General features: G+C 66.4%; 13 protein-coding genes. 7 read left to right on the forward strand and 6 right to left on the reverse strand.

Going from position 1 to position 15,073, the window contains the following annotated elements; translation table 11 throughout:
* Positions 1-74 precede the first annotated feature (74 nt).
* Positions 75-887, forward strand: a complete 813-nt coding sequence (locus WAQ08_RS01865) for a trypsin-like serine protease (protein WP_422188936.1) — start codon at positions 75-77, stop codon at positions 885-887.
* Here the strand turns inward: WAQ08_RS01865 and WAQ08_RS01870 are convergent.
* Complete coding sequence (locus tag WAQ08_RS01870) at positions 773-1,261, reverse strand: response regulator (protein WP_422188937.1); 489 nt, start codon at positions 1,259-1,261, stop codon at positions 773-775. The genes WAQ08_RS01865 and WAQ08_RS01870 overlap by 115 nt on opposite strands.
* A gap of 207 nt (positions 1,262-1,468) precedes the next feature.
* On the opposite strand from WAQ08_RS01870, the gene ylqF reads away from it, so the two are divergent.
* From ylqF to WAQ08_RS01885, 3 genes are read left to right on the forward strand one after another with little or no spacing between them, the layout of a single operon-like run.
* Complete coding sequence (gene ylqF, locus WAQ08_RS01875; RefSeq protein ID WP_422188938.1) at positions 1,469-2,506, forward strand: ribosome biogenesis GTPase YlqF; 1,038 nt, start codon at positions 1,469-1,471, stop codon at positions 2,504-2,506.
* Positions 2,503-4,458 carry a 3'-5' exonuclease gene (locus WAQ08_RS01880; protein ID WP_422188939.1) on the forward strand — a complete coding sequence of 652 codons (1,956 nt, stop codon included), beginning with the start codon at positions 2,503-2,505 and terminating at the stop codon, positions 4,456-4,458. Before ylqF ends, WAQ08_RS01880 begins: the two co-directional genes overlap by 4 nt.
* Before the next feature lie 33 nt (positions 4,459-4,491).
* Positions 4,492-6,003, forward strand: coding sequence for an NYN domain-containing protein (locus tag WAQ08_RS01885; protein ID WP_422188940.1), 1,512 nt, complete (start codon positions 4,492-4,494; stop codon positions 6,001-6,003).
* A 10-nt stretch (positions 6,004-6,013) separates the two neighbouring features.
* Here WAQ08_RS01885 and WAQ08_RS01890 read toward each other — a convergent pair whose 3' ends face one another.
* Complete coding sequence (locus WAQ08_RS01890; RefSeq protein ID WP_422188941.1) at positions 6,014-7,420, reverse strand: alpha/beta hydrolase domain-containing protein; 1,407 nt, start codon at positions 7,418-7,420, stop codon at positions 6,014-6,016.
* Positions 7,421-7,582: 162 nt separating this feature from the next.
* Complete coding sequence (locus WAQ08_RS01895) at positions 7,583-8,380, reverse strand: alpha/beta fold hydrolase (protein ID WP_422188942.1); 798 nt, start codon at positions 8,378-8,380, stop codon at positions 7,583-7,585.
* 111 nt (positions 8,381-8,491) lie between these two features.
* Here WAQ08_RS01895 and WAQ08_RS01900 point away from each other — a divergent pair, with 111 nt between their 5' ends.
* Positions 8,492-9,028 (forward strand): winged helix-turn-helix transcriptional regulator, encoded by a 537-nt coding sequence (locus tag WAQ08_RS01900; protein ID WP_422188943.1) that lies wholly within the window; start codon positions 8,492-8,494, stop codon positions 9,026-9,028.
* A gap of 39 nt (positions 9,029-9,067) precedes the next feature.
* On the opposite strand, the gene WAQ08_RS01905 is transcribed toward WAQ08_RS01900, so the two are convergent.
* Positions 9,068-10,894 carry a glutamine--tRNA ligase/YqeY domain fusion protein gene (locus WAQ08_RS01905; protein WP_422188944.1) on the reverse strand — a complete coding sequence of 609 codons (1,827 nt, stop codon included), beginning with the start codon at positions 10,892-10,894 and terminating at the stop codon, positions 9,068-9,070.
* Positions 10,895-11,081: 187 nt separating this feature from the next.
* Between WAQ08_RS01905 and WAQ08_RS01910 the strand changes: the two genes are divergently transcribed.
* Complete coding sequence (locus WAQ08_RS01910) at positions 11,082-11,855, forward strand: hypothetical protein (protein ID WP_422188945.1); 774 nt, start codon at positions 11,082-11,084, stop codon at positions 11,853-11,855.
* Between the two features lie 107 nt (positions 11,856-11,962).
* Positions 11,963-13,222 carry an oxygenase MpaB family protein gene (locus WAQ08_RS01915; protein ID WP_422188946.1) on the forward strand — a complete coding sequence of 420 codons (1,260 nt, stop codon included), beginning with the start codon at positions 11,963-11,965 and terminating at the stop codon, positions 13,220-13,222.
* Here the strand turns inward: WAQ08_RS01915 and WAQ08_RS01920 are convergent.
* Both WAQ08_RS01920 and WAQ08_RS01925 read right to left on the reverse strand, forming a co-directional pair.
* Complete coding sequence (locus WAQ08_RS01920; RefSeq protein ID WP_422188947.1) at positions 13,213-13,656, reverse strand: DUF3717 domain-containing protein; 444 nt, start codon at positions 13,654-13,656, stop codon at positions 13,213-13,215. The two genes, WAQ08_RS01915 and WAQ08_RS01920, sit on opposite strands and share 10 nt — an antisense overlap.
* Before the next feature lie 29 nt (positions 13,657-13,685).
* Positions 13,686-14,996, reverse strand: coding sequence for a tryptophan--tRNA ligase (locus WAQ08_RS01925; RefSeq protein WP_422188948.1), 1,311 nt, complete (start codon positions 14,994-14,996; stop codon positions 13,686-13,688).
* Between the last annotated feature and the right edge of the window lie 77 nt (positions 14,997-15,073).

A 15,073-nucleotide genomic window follows, 5' to 3' on the forward strand; every position in this document is an offset into this window, starting at 1 on the left:
GGGGGCATTGTCGTGATGCGTCAAGCATCTGCGCACAATCGGCCTGCACACATTCATCCAACAGGGGTTACATCATGACAAGGTCCTGGCTTTCGTTCGCTCGCTGTCTGGCGCTGGCCACCGGGCTGGCCCTGAGCACATTGCCGGCACACGCGCTGCAAGGCGGCACATCCACCACCAGTTTCGTGGTCGTCGGCGAACTTGGCGGTACCAGCGGCGTGCTCATCGCCGACAACTGGGTGCTCACTGCCGCACATGTGGCCAAGGCATTGTCAGCGGGCAGCACCTTCACCTCTTTGCAGGGCAGTTCGGTGATCAGTGCCGTCGAACTGTTCAGCAACCAGGCCTTCCCCGCCAACGACATCGCGCTGGTGCAACTGGCCACCGCCATCACGGGTGAGCACGCCTTGCTCAACGACACGGTGGTACTGAACAGCCATATCGCATCGCTGGGGCCATTGACCGCCGCCAGCGCACAGAACCAGCAGCCGAACGGCTACGCTGCCACCACGGCAGTGGCGGCCACGGTGCAAGACGACGTCGATGCAGGCGCCAACACCGTGAACTGGTTGATCACCGAAGGCGGCACCGTACAGGGTGGCGACAGCGGCAGCGCATTGTTCCTGGGCCAGATCACGGATTCCAGCGGCGCCACATTGCTGGGCATTGCCTCGGCCCTGATCAGCTTCGACGATGGCCGCCCGTCACAGTCGGGCTATGTGCAGATGGCGGCCTACAAGAGCTGGATCGACGACACGCTGGGTGCGTCGGGTCAGCAGGCGACGTGGGTCTCGGCCGTGCCGGAACCCTCCCTGCCCATCCTGCTCATCGCCGGCGGGCTGATCGCCGGCATCGCCGCACGGCGTGGCCAGCGCGCCACGCGGTAGGCATTGAGGAGTGCCTGCTGCAGGCGCTCCACCAGAAAAGGCTTGGTCATCACCTCGTTCATGCCGGAGGCCATGCACTCATCGAGTTCATGGGGCATGGTCAGCGCCGTGAGCGCCACGATGTAGAGCGGGCGCAACCCCAGCGCCTGCTCATCGGCACGGATCAGGCGGGTGGCGTCCAGCCCGTTCATCACGGGCAGGCCCACGTCCATCAGCGCCATGTCGAAGGTGTCATGATGCGCGGCCCCGACGGCGTCAACGCCCGAACGCGCCACGGTGACGTCGCACCCGAGGTACTCCAGAATGGCCTGGGCCACCTCCGCGCTGCGGAAGTCATCCTCGACCAGCAAGACCCTGCACCGATGGCTGTCCACGATGTCTGTGCTCCGTGATTTGGGCTGCGATTTCTGCAACATCTGCCACTTTGGCGCCTATTCTGTGGTCCATGTCATGACAAGCGCTACCAGTTTTGGTAACCGGTTGTCAAAACGCCTCACTCGGTTTGCACCTCGCCAGGCCTGACAATCGGGGTACGCCGCTCAGGCCCCCCGATACCCGCCAGCAAGAAACGAGAACGCCCCATGGCCATCCAATGGTTTCCCGGCCACATGAACGTGACCAAGAAGGCCATCGCCGAGCGCATCAAGGACATCGACGTCGTCATCGAACTGCTGGACGCCCGCCTGCCGGGCTCCAGCGCCAACCCCATGCTCGCCGAGATGACCGGCCACCGCCGCCGCCTGAAGGTGCTCAACAAGCAGGACATGGCCGACATCGCCCGCACCGAAGCGTGGCTGGCTTACTACAACGCCCTGCCCGATACCAAGGCCATCGGCCTGGATGCCTCCGAGCCCCGCCCTGCTCAACGCCTGCTGCAGGCCTGCCGCGAACTGGCACCGCACCGCAGCGGCATGACCAAGCCGCTGCGCCTGATGATCTGCGGCGTGCCCAACGTGGGCAAATCCACCCTGATGAACACGCTGGCAGGCCGCAAGGCCGCCAAGACGGGCGACGAAGCCGGCGTGACACGCATCGAGCAGCGCATCAACCTGGCCGATGACGTCTACCTGTTCGACACGCCCGGCATGCTGTGGCCCAAGATCATCGTGGAGAAATCCGGTTACCACCTGGCCGCCAGCGGCGCGGTGGGCCGCAACGCCTACGACGAGGAAGAAGTGGCGCTGGAACTGCTCAACAGCCTCAAGGACCCTTATGCCGACCGGCTGGCCGCGCGCTTCAAACTGGCCGATGCGGACAACATCTCGCAACGCCACGACGAAGAACTGCTCGAAGAGATCGGCCGCCGCCGGGGCGCCGTGATGAGCGGTGGCCGCGTGAACATGCAGAAGGCCTCCGAGGTGGTGCTCAACGATTTCCGCGACCTGTCGCTGGGCCGCATCACGTTGGAAACGCCCGAAGAATTCACCACCTGGCTGGCCGCCGCGCAAGCCATCGAGGCCGAACGCCAGGCCAAGAAGCTCGCGCGCCAGAAAAAGCGCAAGGGCGGCGCCAATGCCGCGGCCACCGAGCCGCAGCCCTTGGATGAAGACACTGAGGATGGCGATACAGACGACACCGGCGAGGCCGATCAAGCCGACAACCCACCGGGCCGTGAATGACGGACACCGTCTTCCAGCCCAAGGGCCTGAACCCCACGGCCGAACAGCGGACGATCCAGCTGGAGCGCCACCGGCATGTGGTCGTCGAAGCCAACGCGGGCGCGGCCAAGACCACCACGCTGGCCCTGCGCCTGGCCCAGGCCCTGACGCGCGGCGCGCAGCTTGAGCACATCCAGGTCCTGACCTACACCGAGGCCGCCGCCACCTCTCTGCGCCTGGCGCTGGAGCGCATTGGCATCCCGGCCTCGGTACGCAAGCATCTGCGCATCCAGACCTTCGACCAGTTCTGCGCGGAACGCCTGGCCACCGTCGAGGCACCGGGCGTGACGCAGTACACCACGCCCGAACAGCTCAAGCCCTACGTGCTGCAGGCCATCGACCGCGTGCTGTCCAACCAGGACGAGCGCAACCGCGACGAGTTCACGCTGGAAGGCACCGGCGAAGGCAGCGTCGAAGGCCTGCTGGCCTCGTTCGCCAGGATCAAGGGCACGCTGCAGCTGATGCTGGAAGCCGCCGACCGCACCTTGACGCCCACCCTGGCCAGCGAACTGGGCCACGACTACCTGACCCTGCGCGTGTTCTGGGCCTACGAGCATATCCGCCGCGGCGGCCACCCGGACCGGCCTGCCTTCCGAGCCCCTGATGACGCCACCTACGACCTGGCCCGCCTGCTGCTGAGCGAGGATGCCTTGCTCGAAGGCGAGCACCCCGCGGCCCTGGGCCTGCACCTGGTGCTGCTCGATGAGATGCACGACACCAACCGCGCCATGTTCGCGGTGCTGCAGCAAGTGCTGCGCCAGAACCCGGCCGCCTTCATCGGCTTCGGTGACCGTGACCAGGTGATCCATGCCACGGCCGGCGCCGATGCGGGCTTCATGGGCGAGCTGTTCGACCGCGAGATCGCCCCGGCACAACGCCTGCCGCTGACCAGTTCCTACCGCTTCGGCCCGGCGCTGGCCCAGCACGCAGGCCGCCTGGCGCTCAAGCCCTACCTGTCGCAGAGCACGCATGCCACCACGGTGAACGTCGTGCGCTGCGCGCAGGCCAAGGAAGTGCACTGGCACATCGCCCAGTGCATCCGCACGCGTGAAGGTCTGGCTGCCACATCACCCGCGTCGCAGACGGCCATCCTGCTGCGCCAACCGCACCAGTCCGTCGAGCTGGAGAACCACCTGCTGGACCAGGGCCTGGACTACCGCACCGCCGGCTTCGAGCCCTACCTGATACGCCCCGAGGTGCTGTTCGTGCGCGGGCTGATGGCTCATGCGCGTGGCGAGTTCGCCGCCATCGAGGACGAAGCCACGCGCGTGCGCATCCTGCAATCGCTGCTGCTGTTCAGCGGCTCCTTCGTGGAAGCCGACACCACCGACCACGAGAAGCAGCAGCAAGTCGAGCGGCAGGCCATCAAGGAGGTGGCCCAGCAACCCGGGCTGGCCACGCACTTCATCGACAACCAGGTGCTGCGCAACGCGCCCTCGCACATCCAGAACTTGATCGAAGCCGCGCTGGACCTGATCAGCACCAATGCCACCGACCTGCTGATGGAGCGCTTCACCCGCGTGCTCTCGCCCCAGCGCCTGGCCGCGCGCGTGATGGTGCGCGCCGACGACATCGAACAGGTCAGCGCCAACATCCGCGGGCTGATCGAGTCCGCCGCCACCTTCGACAACGTCGAATCGTTCTTCCGCGCCATGAACGCCCGCGAGGTGCGCCACAAGGCCATGCGCAGCCAGCATTGCGTGCTGCTGTCGAGCATCGAGGCCGCCAAGGGCCTGGAGTTCGAACACGTGATCCTGCCGGGCCTGAACAAGGGTGAGTTCGCCGTTGGCGGCAATACCACCGACAATCGCAACCTGCTGTACGTGGGCATGACCCGCGCACGGAACCGGCTCACCGTCCTCTACGACGGCGCCCGTCCCAGCAAATACCTTCAAGACGCCGGGCTGATCTGATCAGCCGGCCCCCCAGAGATCCAGAGACACCAGATGCCCCAACATCCCGACCACATCAGCATGGCGCTGTTCTGCGACTTCGAGAACGTCGCACTCGGCGTACGCGAAGCCAACTACGACAAGTTCGACATCAAGAAGGTGCTCGAGCGCCTGCTGCTCAAGGGCAGCATCGTCGTCAAGAAGGCCTATTGCGACTGGGAGCGCTACCGCGGCTTCAAGGGCACCATGCACGAGGCCAACTTCGAGCTGATCGAGATCCCGCACGTGCGCCAGTCGGGCAAGAACTCGGCCGACATCCGCATGGTGGTGGACGCGCTGGACCTTTGCTACACCAAGTCGCACGTCAACACCTTCGTGATCATCTCGGGCGATTCGGACTTCTCGCCGCTGGTTTCCAAGCTGCGCGAGAACGCCAAGCACGTGATCGGCGTGGGCGTGAAGCAATCCACCTCCGACCTGTTGATCGCCAACTGCGACGAGTTCATCTTCTACGATGACCTGGTGCGCGAAAGCCAGCGCAATGCGGCCCGCCGCGACCAGCGCGAGAACAACCAGCCTCAGCAACGCCGCTCACCAGAAGAAGAGCGCCGCCGCCGTGAAGAGATGGATGCGCGCCGCACCAAGATCGTGGAACTGGCGGCCGAGACGTATGAGGCGCTGGTCACGGATCGGGATGATGGCGGCCGCATCTGGGCCTCGGTGCTGAAAGAAGCACTCAAGCGCCGCAACCCGGGCTTCAGCGAGTCGTACTTCGGCTTCCGCACGTTTGGCAACCTGCTGGAAGAGGCGCAGAGCCGCGGGCTGCTGTCCTTCGGACGGGATGAGAAATCGGGCACCTATGTGTTCCGGGGCACGGGCCAGCCTGTCGATCCGGCTGCCGCGCAGCAGCAGGCCCCGCTGAACACCACCGGCGCACTGCCCTCCGCCGATGAGCCGACGCTGGACAGCGAAGACACCGGCGCACAGGCGTCCGAGACCACGGCGGAAAGCGGTGCCCCTCGTGAGCGCCAGGAACGCACTGACCGTGGTGATCGCAACGATCGCGGTGACCGCCACGAGCGTGGCCGTGGACGAGGTGGCCGTGGTGGCCGCGGCGGCAACGGACAAGGGACGCGCCAGGACGGCGGTCGCCCCCGCCAGGATGCCGATGGCGCCTCGCAGCAGCCCGACCAATCGGCCGCGCCTGCGGATGCCGCAAGGCCCCAGGCCCCGAGCACGGATGCCCCCCGACGCGAGCGCCGCCCCTTCGTGGAGCCTGCCGTGCTGCCGCGCGATGATGCCCGAGCCGAACGCAGCGAATCACCGGTGGCAGCCTCCACCGCAGTGGAAGTCGCAGCCAGCGCCGATCAGGCAGTGCCCAAGCCTGCCCGCAAGACGGCCTCTCGCGGTACGCGCAAGCCCTCGGCCAAGGCCGCGGGCGATGCTGCTGCGCCAGAAGCCGCATCAGCCGCGCCGGACCAACCTGCCACCAAGGCTCCCGCACGCAAGACAGCGCGCAAGCCGACCGCCAAGAAGGCCGCCCGCACCACCGACGCTGAGGGCTGAGCCTTTCAGCTCACTGAGGCACGGCCGCCGCCTGGGCGCGCTTGACCGCGCTGTCCCGGTCGGCCGGGCGGATATAGCCCTTGGCCACGGCCTCATCGGCTGCGGCCTTGTACAGGCTCACGTAATCCGCATGCGTCGGGTACAGCGTCTTGAGCTTGTCTGCCTTGAAGGTGGTGGTGTTGCCACCAGCCACGCAGGCGAACAGGTCCAGAAAGGCCAGCGAGCCCGTCGTGAAGTTCGCGAAGCCGTACTTGGCGATCGGCACCTCGATGTCGGGCAGGCGCACGCCGCCCACGGCGTTGCCGTGCGCATCCTTCTTGATGAAGCCCAGCCAGTCACGCGCCATGCGCGGCGCCACGGGCGGCGCCGTGCCCGCCGTCACCCAGGTCTTGAGGTGATGGATGGCCGCGTTCTGGGCCATGTAGAAGGGCATCGCGTTGTAAGGGCTGCCGCAACCCGGCGGCGTCCAGCCCACGTCACGGCCGCTGACCTCGCCGATGTTGTCCAGCAGGTACTGGTCGGCATGCGAGGTGCCAGCCACTTCCCAGTGGCGCACCTTGGCATTGTCGGGCTGCTTGGAGGTGCTGGGGCCGAAGGACACATCCATTTCCGACTGCAGCACGAACACCGGCACCTGGGTGTCGGCGCGCACCACGCTGCCTGAAGGCACGGTGCTGCCCTCGCCGATGCGCACGCCTGTGCCGGCGCGGCCGTGGATCAGGATGCCGTCATAGGCCTTGTCCAGCGGCTGGATGGCGTTGGCATAGGTCGTCAGGCGCATGGCCGATTGCGAATGGCCGCTGGCGATGATCTTGGTGGGCTTGAGTGGCCCCAGCAGTTCCGAGGCCTGGTCTCGCAGCGCCTGAGCCGTCTGCGAGAAGACGTCGTAGGAGATGTCGTCGTCGGGGATGCTGGTGTTGGCGTAGCGGTCACCGAACTGCTTGAGCTTCTGCACGCCGGTCACGCCCACCTTCTGCACGTTCACGCCCACGTAGGCATAGCCCTCGCGCAGGATGGCTTCGTGCGCCATGCCCCAGTCCACGTCCAGCGGGTAACCAGTGCTCACGTTGAGCCATTCGACGATGACGATGCCGTTGAACTTGGCTGGATCGACCGGACGGCGCACGATGGCCACGGTGTTGTACGGCGTGTTGCTGGAGGCCACGGTGGCGCTCCACTTGCCGTCGCTGCCCAGCGTGCCGGAGCCCTTGAACTTGCGGGCCTGCCCCGAGAGGAAGAACTCCTGCTCCACGAAGTTGGCATCTCCGAAGAACAGGGCGCGGGCACCGAAGCCCGGGGTGGCCGGCCCAGGAGTGACGGTGGCCGTTGGCGCGGCGGCCTGGCTGGCCCAGGTGGCGCAGATCAGGGCGGCGGCCAGCGCGCCTTGGCGCAAGGCGTGGCTCAGAGGGGTGGTCATGGTGTCTTCCTTGAAACGACGTTGGCTGAACGAATTTCGTTAAAAACTGCGTCGCCAAGATAGTTCCACTCATGAACATATTGGCTCCGGGGAAGCCCGGCCTGCCCCCTGTCCACGGGGGCCTGTGTGGGTACAGAGCGCCACCAAGGCGCCCTGCCCCTGTCAGGCTGCGGCCGCCGTCACACGCTGCCAGTGCGCCTGCAAGGTAGGGCTGACGGCACCGGGCGCGCCAACCAGGCCCATGTGGCCTTGCCCTTCCAGCTTGATCACCTCGGCGTGCGGGTTGACCTCGGCCAGACGGCGCACCATCTCGCGTGCGGGCGGCGTGGTGTGCTCGCCGTAGACCAGCGTGGTCGGCACCTGCAGGCGGTAGTGGCCGAAGGCTTCAGGCTCCTGCGAGACGATGCGCACTTCCTGGAACATCTTCCAGCCCACCATGCGCGCCATGGCCTTGGCCTTCTCGGGCATCGAGGCCCACATGCCCGGCTGGTTCCAGTAGTCCACGAAGCGCTCCAGCCAGGTGTCGTCGCCACCGGTTTCTTCGTTGAGCAGCGCATCCGGATCACCGAACAGGGCGCGCACCTGCTCGGCGGCGTCTTCAGGCAAGCTGGCCGGATCGGCATCCAGCAAGGCCTTGAGCGAGCCGAACAGCACCGGCTCGTACAGCCAGATGGAGCGCACGGGCACTTCAGGGTCCATGGCCAGCGCCAGCGCTGCCAGGCCGCCGTAGGAGTGGCCGCCCAGGTGCACGCCGGTGGTGCCGGCGGGGATCTGTGCCTTCAGGTGTGCCACTTCGTCGGCCAGGTTGATGGGCGTGCCGCGCGGCAGCATGTCCATGAAGCTGTAGCCCCGGTTGGTGGGCGTGAGCGGCTGCACGCCCTCGGGCAGATCGGCCAGCAGCTTGGTCCACATGAAGGGACCGACACCGGTGGAATGGACGAACAGGGCGACCTCGGACATGGCAACGTCTCCAACAACTACTTGTTTGATGAAAGTAGCGGAAGCCTAGTCGCTTTACTTGCTTCATGCAAGTATCATGGGCGACAAATGCGCCGCACTTCGTTTTCGGACATGAGCTGTTCCATCGCCCGCTCGCTCGAGCAGATCGGCGAGTGGTGGACGCTGCTGATCATCCGCGAGGCCTTCTTCGGCACGCGGCGCTTCGGCGCCTTCCAGGCCAACCTGGGCATCGCGCCCAATGTGCTGACGCAGCGTCTGCAGGACCTGGTGGCGCACGGCATCCTGGAAATCACAGCCAGCAGCGAGAACGGTCGTGCGCTGGACTACGGCCTGACCGACAAAGGGCGCGATCTCTTCCCGATCATCGTGGCGCTGGCCCAGTGGGGGGATCGGCATGCGGCCGCACCCGAGGGGCCGCCGGTGCGCATCGTCGAGCGGCGCAGCGGTGAAGACATCGAACCGATCACTCTGCGGTCATCGGGCGATGGCCGTGCATTGGGCCTGCATGAAGTGACGGTCGCGCCGGGCCCCGGGGCCACGCCGCAGCAACTGGCCTATTTCGAGCGCGTGCGCCAGCGGCAGGCTGAAAAGGCTGCGGCCCGGGAATCCGGGCCGCAAACGCAGGATCAAAACGATCGCAAGGTCTGATCGCCGAGCACTGCCTTCACACGGCAGCGCTTGTCACCATCACTTCCAGTTGCCGTCCTTCAACCCAGTGATCTTGTTGAACACCGGCTTGCCCGCCGCGTGGTCGTGGCGGTCGGCCACGAAGTAGCCAAAGCGCTCGAACTGGAACTTCTGGTCCGGCTGGGCAGTGGCCAGCGAAGGCTCCACATAGGCCGTGACCACCTTGACGCTGGCCGGATTCAGGCTGGCCTTGAAGTCCTTGCCACCGGCATCGGGGTTCGGGTCGGTGAACAGGCGGTCGTACAGGCGCACCTCGGCGGCGACGCCATCGGCTGCGCCCACCCAGGTGATGGCGGCCTTGACCTTGACGCTGTCGGCACCGGGCGTGCCGCTCTTGGTGTCGGGCACCACGGTGGCTTGCACCTCGGTCACCTTGCCATCGGCATCCTTGATGCAGCCGGTGCACTCGATCACGTAGCCGCCCTTCAGGCGCACCTTGTTGCCCGGGAACAGGCGCTTGTAGCCCTTGGGCGGCACTTCTTCGAAGTCCTCGCGCTCGATCCAGACGTCCTTGCCCAACGTGAAGTGGCGCACGGGCGATTCGGTGCCTTCGGGCGGGTGCGGCAGCGCGGGCAGCGAGCACGGCTCCTGATGGCCGGCGCCGAAGACTTCGTCCCAGTTGGTCAGCACCAGCTTGATCGGGTCCAGAACGGCCATGCCGCGGTGGGCCTTGTTCTCCAGGTCGTCGCGCAGGGCAATGTCCAGCGTGCTGTAGTCGATCCAGCTGTCGGACTTGCTCACGCCGATGCGCTCGCAGAACAGTTGCAGCGCCTCGGGCGTGTAGCCCCGGCGGCGCAGACCGACGATGGTGGGCATGCGCGGGTCGTCCCAGCCCGTCACCACGCCTTCATCCACCAATGCCTTGAGCTTGCGCTTGCTGGTGATCACGTAGGTGAGGTTCAGGCGCGCGAACTCGTACTGGCGCGGCACGGGCTGATTGAGCAGGCCCAGCGTGGCCAGGTTGTCCACCAGCCAATCGTAGAAGGGGCGCTGGTCTTCAAACTCCAGCGTGCAGATGCTGTGGGTGATCTGCTCCAGCGCGTCCTCGATGGGGTGCGCGAAGGTGTACATCGGGTAGATGCACCAGGTGTCGCCCGTGTTGTGGTGCGTGGCGCGGCGGATGCGGTAGATGGCCGGGTCCCGCATGTTGATATTGGGGCTGGCCATGTCGATCTTGGCGCGCAGCACGGCAGCGCCGTCGGGCAGCTTGCCGTCGCGCATTTCGCGGAAGCGCGCCAGGTTCTCGTCCGGCGTGCGGCTGCGGAAAGGGCTGTCTGTGCCGGGCGTGCCGAAGTCACCGCGGTTGGCGCGCATCTCCTCGGGCGTCTGCTCGTCCACGTAGGCCAGGCCGGCGGTGATCAGCGCCTCGGCCGCCCGGTACATGAAGTCGAAGTAGTTGCTGGCGTAGTAGAGGTTGGTCTCGGGCTTGCCGTTGAAGTTCGAATCCCAGTTGAAACCCAGCCACTTCACGGCATCCAGGATGGCGTCGACGTACTCCTGCTCTTCCTTCTCGGGGTTGGTGTCGTCGAAGCGCATGTGGCAGACGCCACCGTAGTCGCGCGCCAGGCCGAAGTTCAGGCAGATGCTCTTGGCGTGGCCCACGTGCAGGTAGCCGTTGGGCTCCGGCGGGAAACGCGTGCGGATCTTGGCCGGATCAGGCTGGCCCTGGCCCTGGTGGGCCGCATCGCCGGGCGAGCCGGCCCAGCGGCGGCTGGCGTAGGTGCCCTGCTCCAGGTCGCGGTCGATGATGCCGCGCAGGAAGTTGGTGGGCTTGTGGTCTTCTTTGCCAGCGTCAAGGGCCGGCGCGCCAGGGGTGGGTGCGTTCATGGATGGGTGGGAGCGTTCAGGGCCAATGGCCTGGGTTTTCACCCAATTCTATCGAGACCGGCCCATGGACGTATCTGGCGTGCCACGTCAAGCGTCTCCAGCGTTGTTTCAAACAATCATAGGTGTTTACCACTCTGTATTTCGTTAATCGTTTCAAACAACATACCGCTCCACCTAGGAGAGGGCCATGCTTCGCACCCAGTACGTCAGGATTCAGCATCTGCGCATCTTCGAGATCCTGCGCATGCACCAGATCTTCGAGCGCTATTACGACCACGGCCCGATCGACGCCTTCCTGAACGATCTGCACAAGAAGGACGGCGTCTTCCTGGTGCGCCGCGAGCGTGACGACGAGATCGTGGGCTTCTCGACGCTGGGCATCTACCACTTCGAGCATGAGGGCCGACAGGTCAAAGGCCTGTTCAGCGGCGACACCATCATCGAGAAAGAGTACTGGGGCACCCGCACGCTGCAAGGCGCCTTCGCGCGCAAGCTGCTGGTCGAGGCCTTGAAGCGGCCGTTCTCCAAACAGTACTGGCTGCTGATATCCAAGGGCTACAAGACCTACCTGCTGCTCACGCGCAACTTCCCCATCTTCTACCCTAACAGGCGCGTGGAGCACCCGGGCCTGAAGGAGCTGGTCACCAGCTACTGCGAACGGCTCTACCCCGGCAAGCTCGACGCCAAGCGCATGGTGCTGGACTTCGGCCCCCAGGCCAACTGCCTGAAGGACTCGGTGGCCGACATCCCGCCCGAGCTGCTGATGCGTGACGCCGACATCGCCCACTTCGCGGCCCTGAACCCCGGCTGGGTAGACGGCCAAGAGCTGCCCTGCATCGCCCAGGCCGATCTCTTCACTTTTGCCAAGGCCATCGTGCCCTTCATCCGCAAGGCACTGCGACCCAGGCCCGCCCAGGCCATCACCACACCTGACAGCGCGGCATCTGCCCTGCCCGATTGACGCATCGCAAAGCCAACATCTCGTTGCAGTGCAGCATAGGAAGTGCGTGCCTTTACAAGCCCTGCATGCCATACTGCGCCGCGACTTGACCGAGGAGACAAACCGCCATGCAACGGAGTGTCAAGCAGTCTCTGGGGCCACTGGCTGATCTGCCCGGGCGCCATGGTGCCGACGTGCCCTCGGCGCGCCGCACCGCACGAACACTGCGATGGTTGATCAGGGGCCATGACCCGGATCCCAGCGCCGACCAATGGCGCGCCGTGGGCGCCTCGCTCACGCGCGGCGACCCGCCCGCTGATCGCCTGGCCACGTGGATGCGTACCCACGGCCTGGCCACCACGCAGCCTCTGTTCGAGCAGGCGCTCAACCTCGGTATCGGCGACGTGCCGGATGCGCCGGCCGAGTTGCGCGAGTTCTTCCATGCTATCGAGGCCACGCCGGATTGGCTCCAGCCCAAGCGCCTGGTGGCCGGCGCCAAGGCCTGCCACTTCTCCGGCCTGACGGGCCTGCAGGTATTGCGTGATGCGGCCCTGATGGGGGGCTACCAGGCCTCGGCCATCAACCGCACCCTGGTGCTGACCGGTGCGCTGGCCAAGGGCGCACAACGCCGCGTGGCCGAGACCACCAAGTGGTGGATCGATTGCACCACCTGCGGCGGGCTATCGCGCTTTGCGCCGGGCTTCAAGAGCACGGTGCGCGTGCGCCTGATGCACGCCCTGGTGCGCCAGCGCGTGCGCGCCCTGCCCGAGTGGGACGAAGCCTACTTCGGCATGCCCGTCAACCAGGGGGACATGCAGGCCACCTACCTGGGCTTCTCGGTGATCTTCCTGTTCGGCCAGCGCGCCATGGGCGTGCCCCTGAGCCGCTGCGAGGCCGAATCCGTGATGCACCTGTGGCGCTACATCGGCTGGCTGATGGGGGTCGAGGATGAGTTGCTGTTCGAGACGGAAATGGAGGGCCGTGTCGGCCTGTACCGTAACCTGCTCAGCCAGGCTCCGGCCGACGACAGCAGCATCGCGCTGGGCCGGGCCCTGATGGACGAGCCCCTGAGCCGCCACTACGGCAATGCCCTGCCGCTGCTCGACCGCCTGCAGGGCCGCTACGAGCGCGCCAAGCACCTGAGCATCTGCCGCTTCTTCCTGGGCGGGCGCAGCATGAGCGCGCTGGGCCTGCCGGGGTGCGTGCTGCCGTGGTTTCCGCTGATGGCCGTGCCTGTCACTGCCCTGCGGCATCGCCTGATGCGGCTGCTGCCCGGCGGCCACCAGGCCCTGGTGCGGCAAGGCCGCGCGGCGCAGGAGAACTACCTGGCCATCCTGTTCGGCTCTGGCGAGCCGGACATCGCCCGCCTGCCCCAGCCTCACGGCTGAGCGGGCTCGTCAGGCTCTACCGCCACCTTGCCCTCACGCGCCCGCTCGGCATAGCGGTTGAAACGCCAGGCCGTCGATTCCATCGTGATGCGGCGCCAGGTCGAGCGCTTCTCGCCCGGGGTCATCTCCGGCCACAGTTGCACCTCGTCGAAGGTACGGCCGCAGCCCTTGCACAGGTCATCGCCCTGGCTGGTCGAGCAGATGGCGATGCAGGGCGTGTCCGGCGTGGTGTCGTACCAGCGCAGCCAGGCCTCGCGGGCCTTGCGGGGCATGGTGTCCTCATCGCAGGCGGTCTCGTGGTAGTAGACCATCAGCGCGTAGACCTCGGCCAGCGCGCGCACCTCCGGGCCCAGGCTGATGTCATCGGGCGACGGTGCGCGCTCACGCCACCAGTTGATGGCGGATTCGATGTCGGTGATGTGGATGCCGGCCATGCTCGTGCGCGAAGGACTGAACGCCCCAATCACTCCTGCGCCGCCACCAGGGCAGCCAGGGCTGCTTCCACCGCGGTGCGGTCTGCCCCCTCACCCAGCGTGACAGGCGCATCGGCCAGCACGGCAGCGCCTTCCGTCTTGAAGCGCTTGACCCAGCCGCCTGCCTCACGCCCCTCCGCGAAGCCCTGGCTCTGCAGCAGCAGCGAACCATCGGCGGCAGTGAGCTTGAAATAGAACAGGTTGTCGGCCTCACGGTACTGCTTGAACACCGGCACGGCGGATTTTTCAGCACCCGCGGCCTTGGCGGCCTTCGGCTGCGACACGGCCACCATGCGGCGCAGGCCCACGGCCTGGCGCAGTTCGGCCAGCAGCGGCGTGGCCGTGGTGCGGGCCTTGCGGGCGCCTTCCTGCAGGATGTCTTCGATGCGCTCAGGGTGCGCCACCAACTCGGCATAGCGCTCGCGCATCGGGCCCACGTGGGCCTCGATCAGTTGCACCACGCGCTGCTTGGCATCGCCCCAGCCCAGGCCGCCGCGCAGGTCGGCATGGAAGGCGGCGCGCGTGGCCGCATCGGCAAAGGCATCGTGGATGGTGACCAGGTGGGCGCCTTCCGGATCCTTGGCCTCACCGGGCAGCTTCGAATCCGTCACGATGCGCGCGACCGCGTCCTTCAAGGCCTTGGCACCGCCTTCGAACAGCGGCACGGTGTTGTCGTAGCTCTTGGACATCTTGCGGCCGTCCAGGCCGGGCAAGGTGGCCACGCTCTCTTCGATCTCGGCCTGGGGCAGCACGAACAGTTCACGGCCCTTGCCGAACAGGTGGTTGAAGCGCTGCGCCACGTCCCTGGCCATCTCGATGTGCTGCACTTGATCGCGGCCCACGGGCACGCGGTGGGCGTTGAAGAGCAGGATGTCGGCCGCCATCAGAATGGGGTAGCAGTACAGGCCCATCGTCACGTTGGCATCGGGCTCCTCGCCGGCGGCCACGGCCGCATCTACCGTGGCCTTGTAGGCGTGGGCACGGTTCATCTGGCCCTTGGCCGTCACGCAGGTCAGCAGCCAGTTCAGCTCGGTGATCTCGGGGATGTCGCTCTGGCGGTAGAAGGTGACGCGGCTGGTGTCCAGGCCGGCGGCCAGCCAGGTGGCGGCGATCTCCAGGCGCGAGCGTTCGATGCGATCCGGGTCATCGCACTTGATCAGCGCGTGGTAATCGGCCAGGAAGAAGAAGCTCTCGACCCCGGGCTCACGGCTGGCGGCGATGGCAGGCCGGATGGCGCCGACGTAGTTGCCCAGGTGGGGCGTGCCGGTGGTGGTGATGCCGGTGAGGACGCGTTGGCTCATGTCAGGGGCTCGAAGATGCGCGAAAAAGAGCAGGAATTGTAGGCGCAGGCCCCGGGTTGAGCGTCCGGCGCCCTCCC

This window comes from Aquabacterium sp., assembly GCF_049274795.1.
Lineage (GTDB): Bacteria > Pseudomonadota > Gammaproteobacteria > Burkholderiales > Burkholderiaceae_C > Aquabacterium.

Excerpts from the sequence above, each read along its gene's own strand:
- WAQ08_RS01920 (WP_422188947.1), bottom strand. The coding sequence starts at position 13,656 with ATGGCCGGCATCCACATCACCGACATCGAATCCGCCATCAACTGGTGG.
- WAQ08_RS01905 (WP_422188944.1), bottom strand. The coding sequence starts at position 10,894 with ATGAACGCACCCACCCCTGGCGCGCCGGCCCTTGACGCTGGCAAAGAA.
- WAQ08_RS01900 (WP_422188943.1), top strand. The coding sequence starts at position 8,492 with ATGAGCTGTTCCATCGCCCGCTCGCTCGAGCAGATCGGCGAGTGGTGG.
- ylqF (WP_422188938.1), top strand. The coding sequence starts at position 1,469 with ATGGCCATCCAATGGTTTCCCGGCCACATGAACGTGACCAAGAAGGCC.
- WAQ08_RS01885 (WP_422188940.1), top strand. The coding sequence starts at position 4,492 with ATGCCCCAACATCCCGACCACATCAGCATGGCGCTGTTCTGCGACTTC.
- WAQ08_RS01865 (WP_422188936.1), top strand. The coding sequence starts at position 75 with ATGACAAGGTCCTGGCTTTCGTTCGCTCGCTGTCTGGCGCTGGCCACC.
- WAQ08_RS01915 (WP_422188946.1), top strand. The coding sequence starts at position 11,963 with ATGCAACGGAGTGTCAAGCAGTCTCTGGGGCCACTGGCTGATCTGCCC.
- WAQ08_RS01895 (WP_422188942.1), bottom strand. The coding sequence starts at position 8,380 with ATGTCCGAGGTCGCCCTGTTCGTCCATTCCACCGGTGTCGGTCCCTTC.
- WAQ08_RS01890 (WP_422188941.1), bottom strand. The coding sequence starts at position 7,420 with ATGACCACCCCTCTGAGCCACGCCTTGCGCCAAGGCGCGCTGGCCGCC.
- WAQ08_RS01925 (WP_422188948.1), bottom strand. The coding sequence starts at position 14,996 with ATGAGCCAACGCGTCCTCACCGGCATCACCACCACCGGCACGCCCCAC.
- WAQ08_RS01880 (WP_422188939.1), top strand. The coding sequence starts at position 2,503 with ATGACGGACACCGTCTTCCAGCCCAAGGGCCTGAACCCCACGGCCGAA.
- WAQ08_RS01910 (WP_422188945.1), top strand. The coding sequence starts at position 11,082 with ATGCTTCGCACCCAGTACGTCAGGATTCAGCATCTGCGCATCTTCGAG.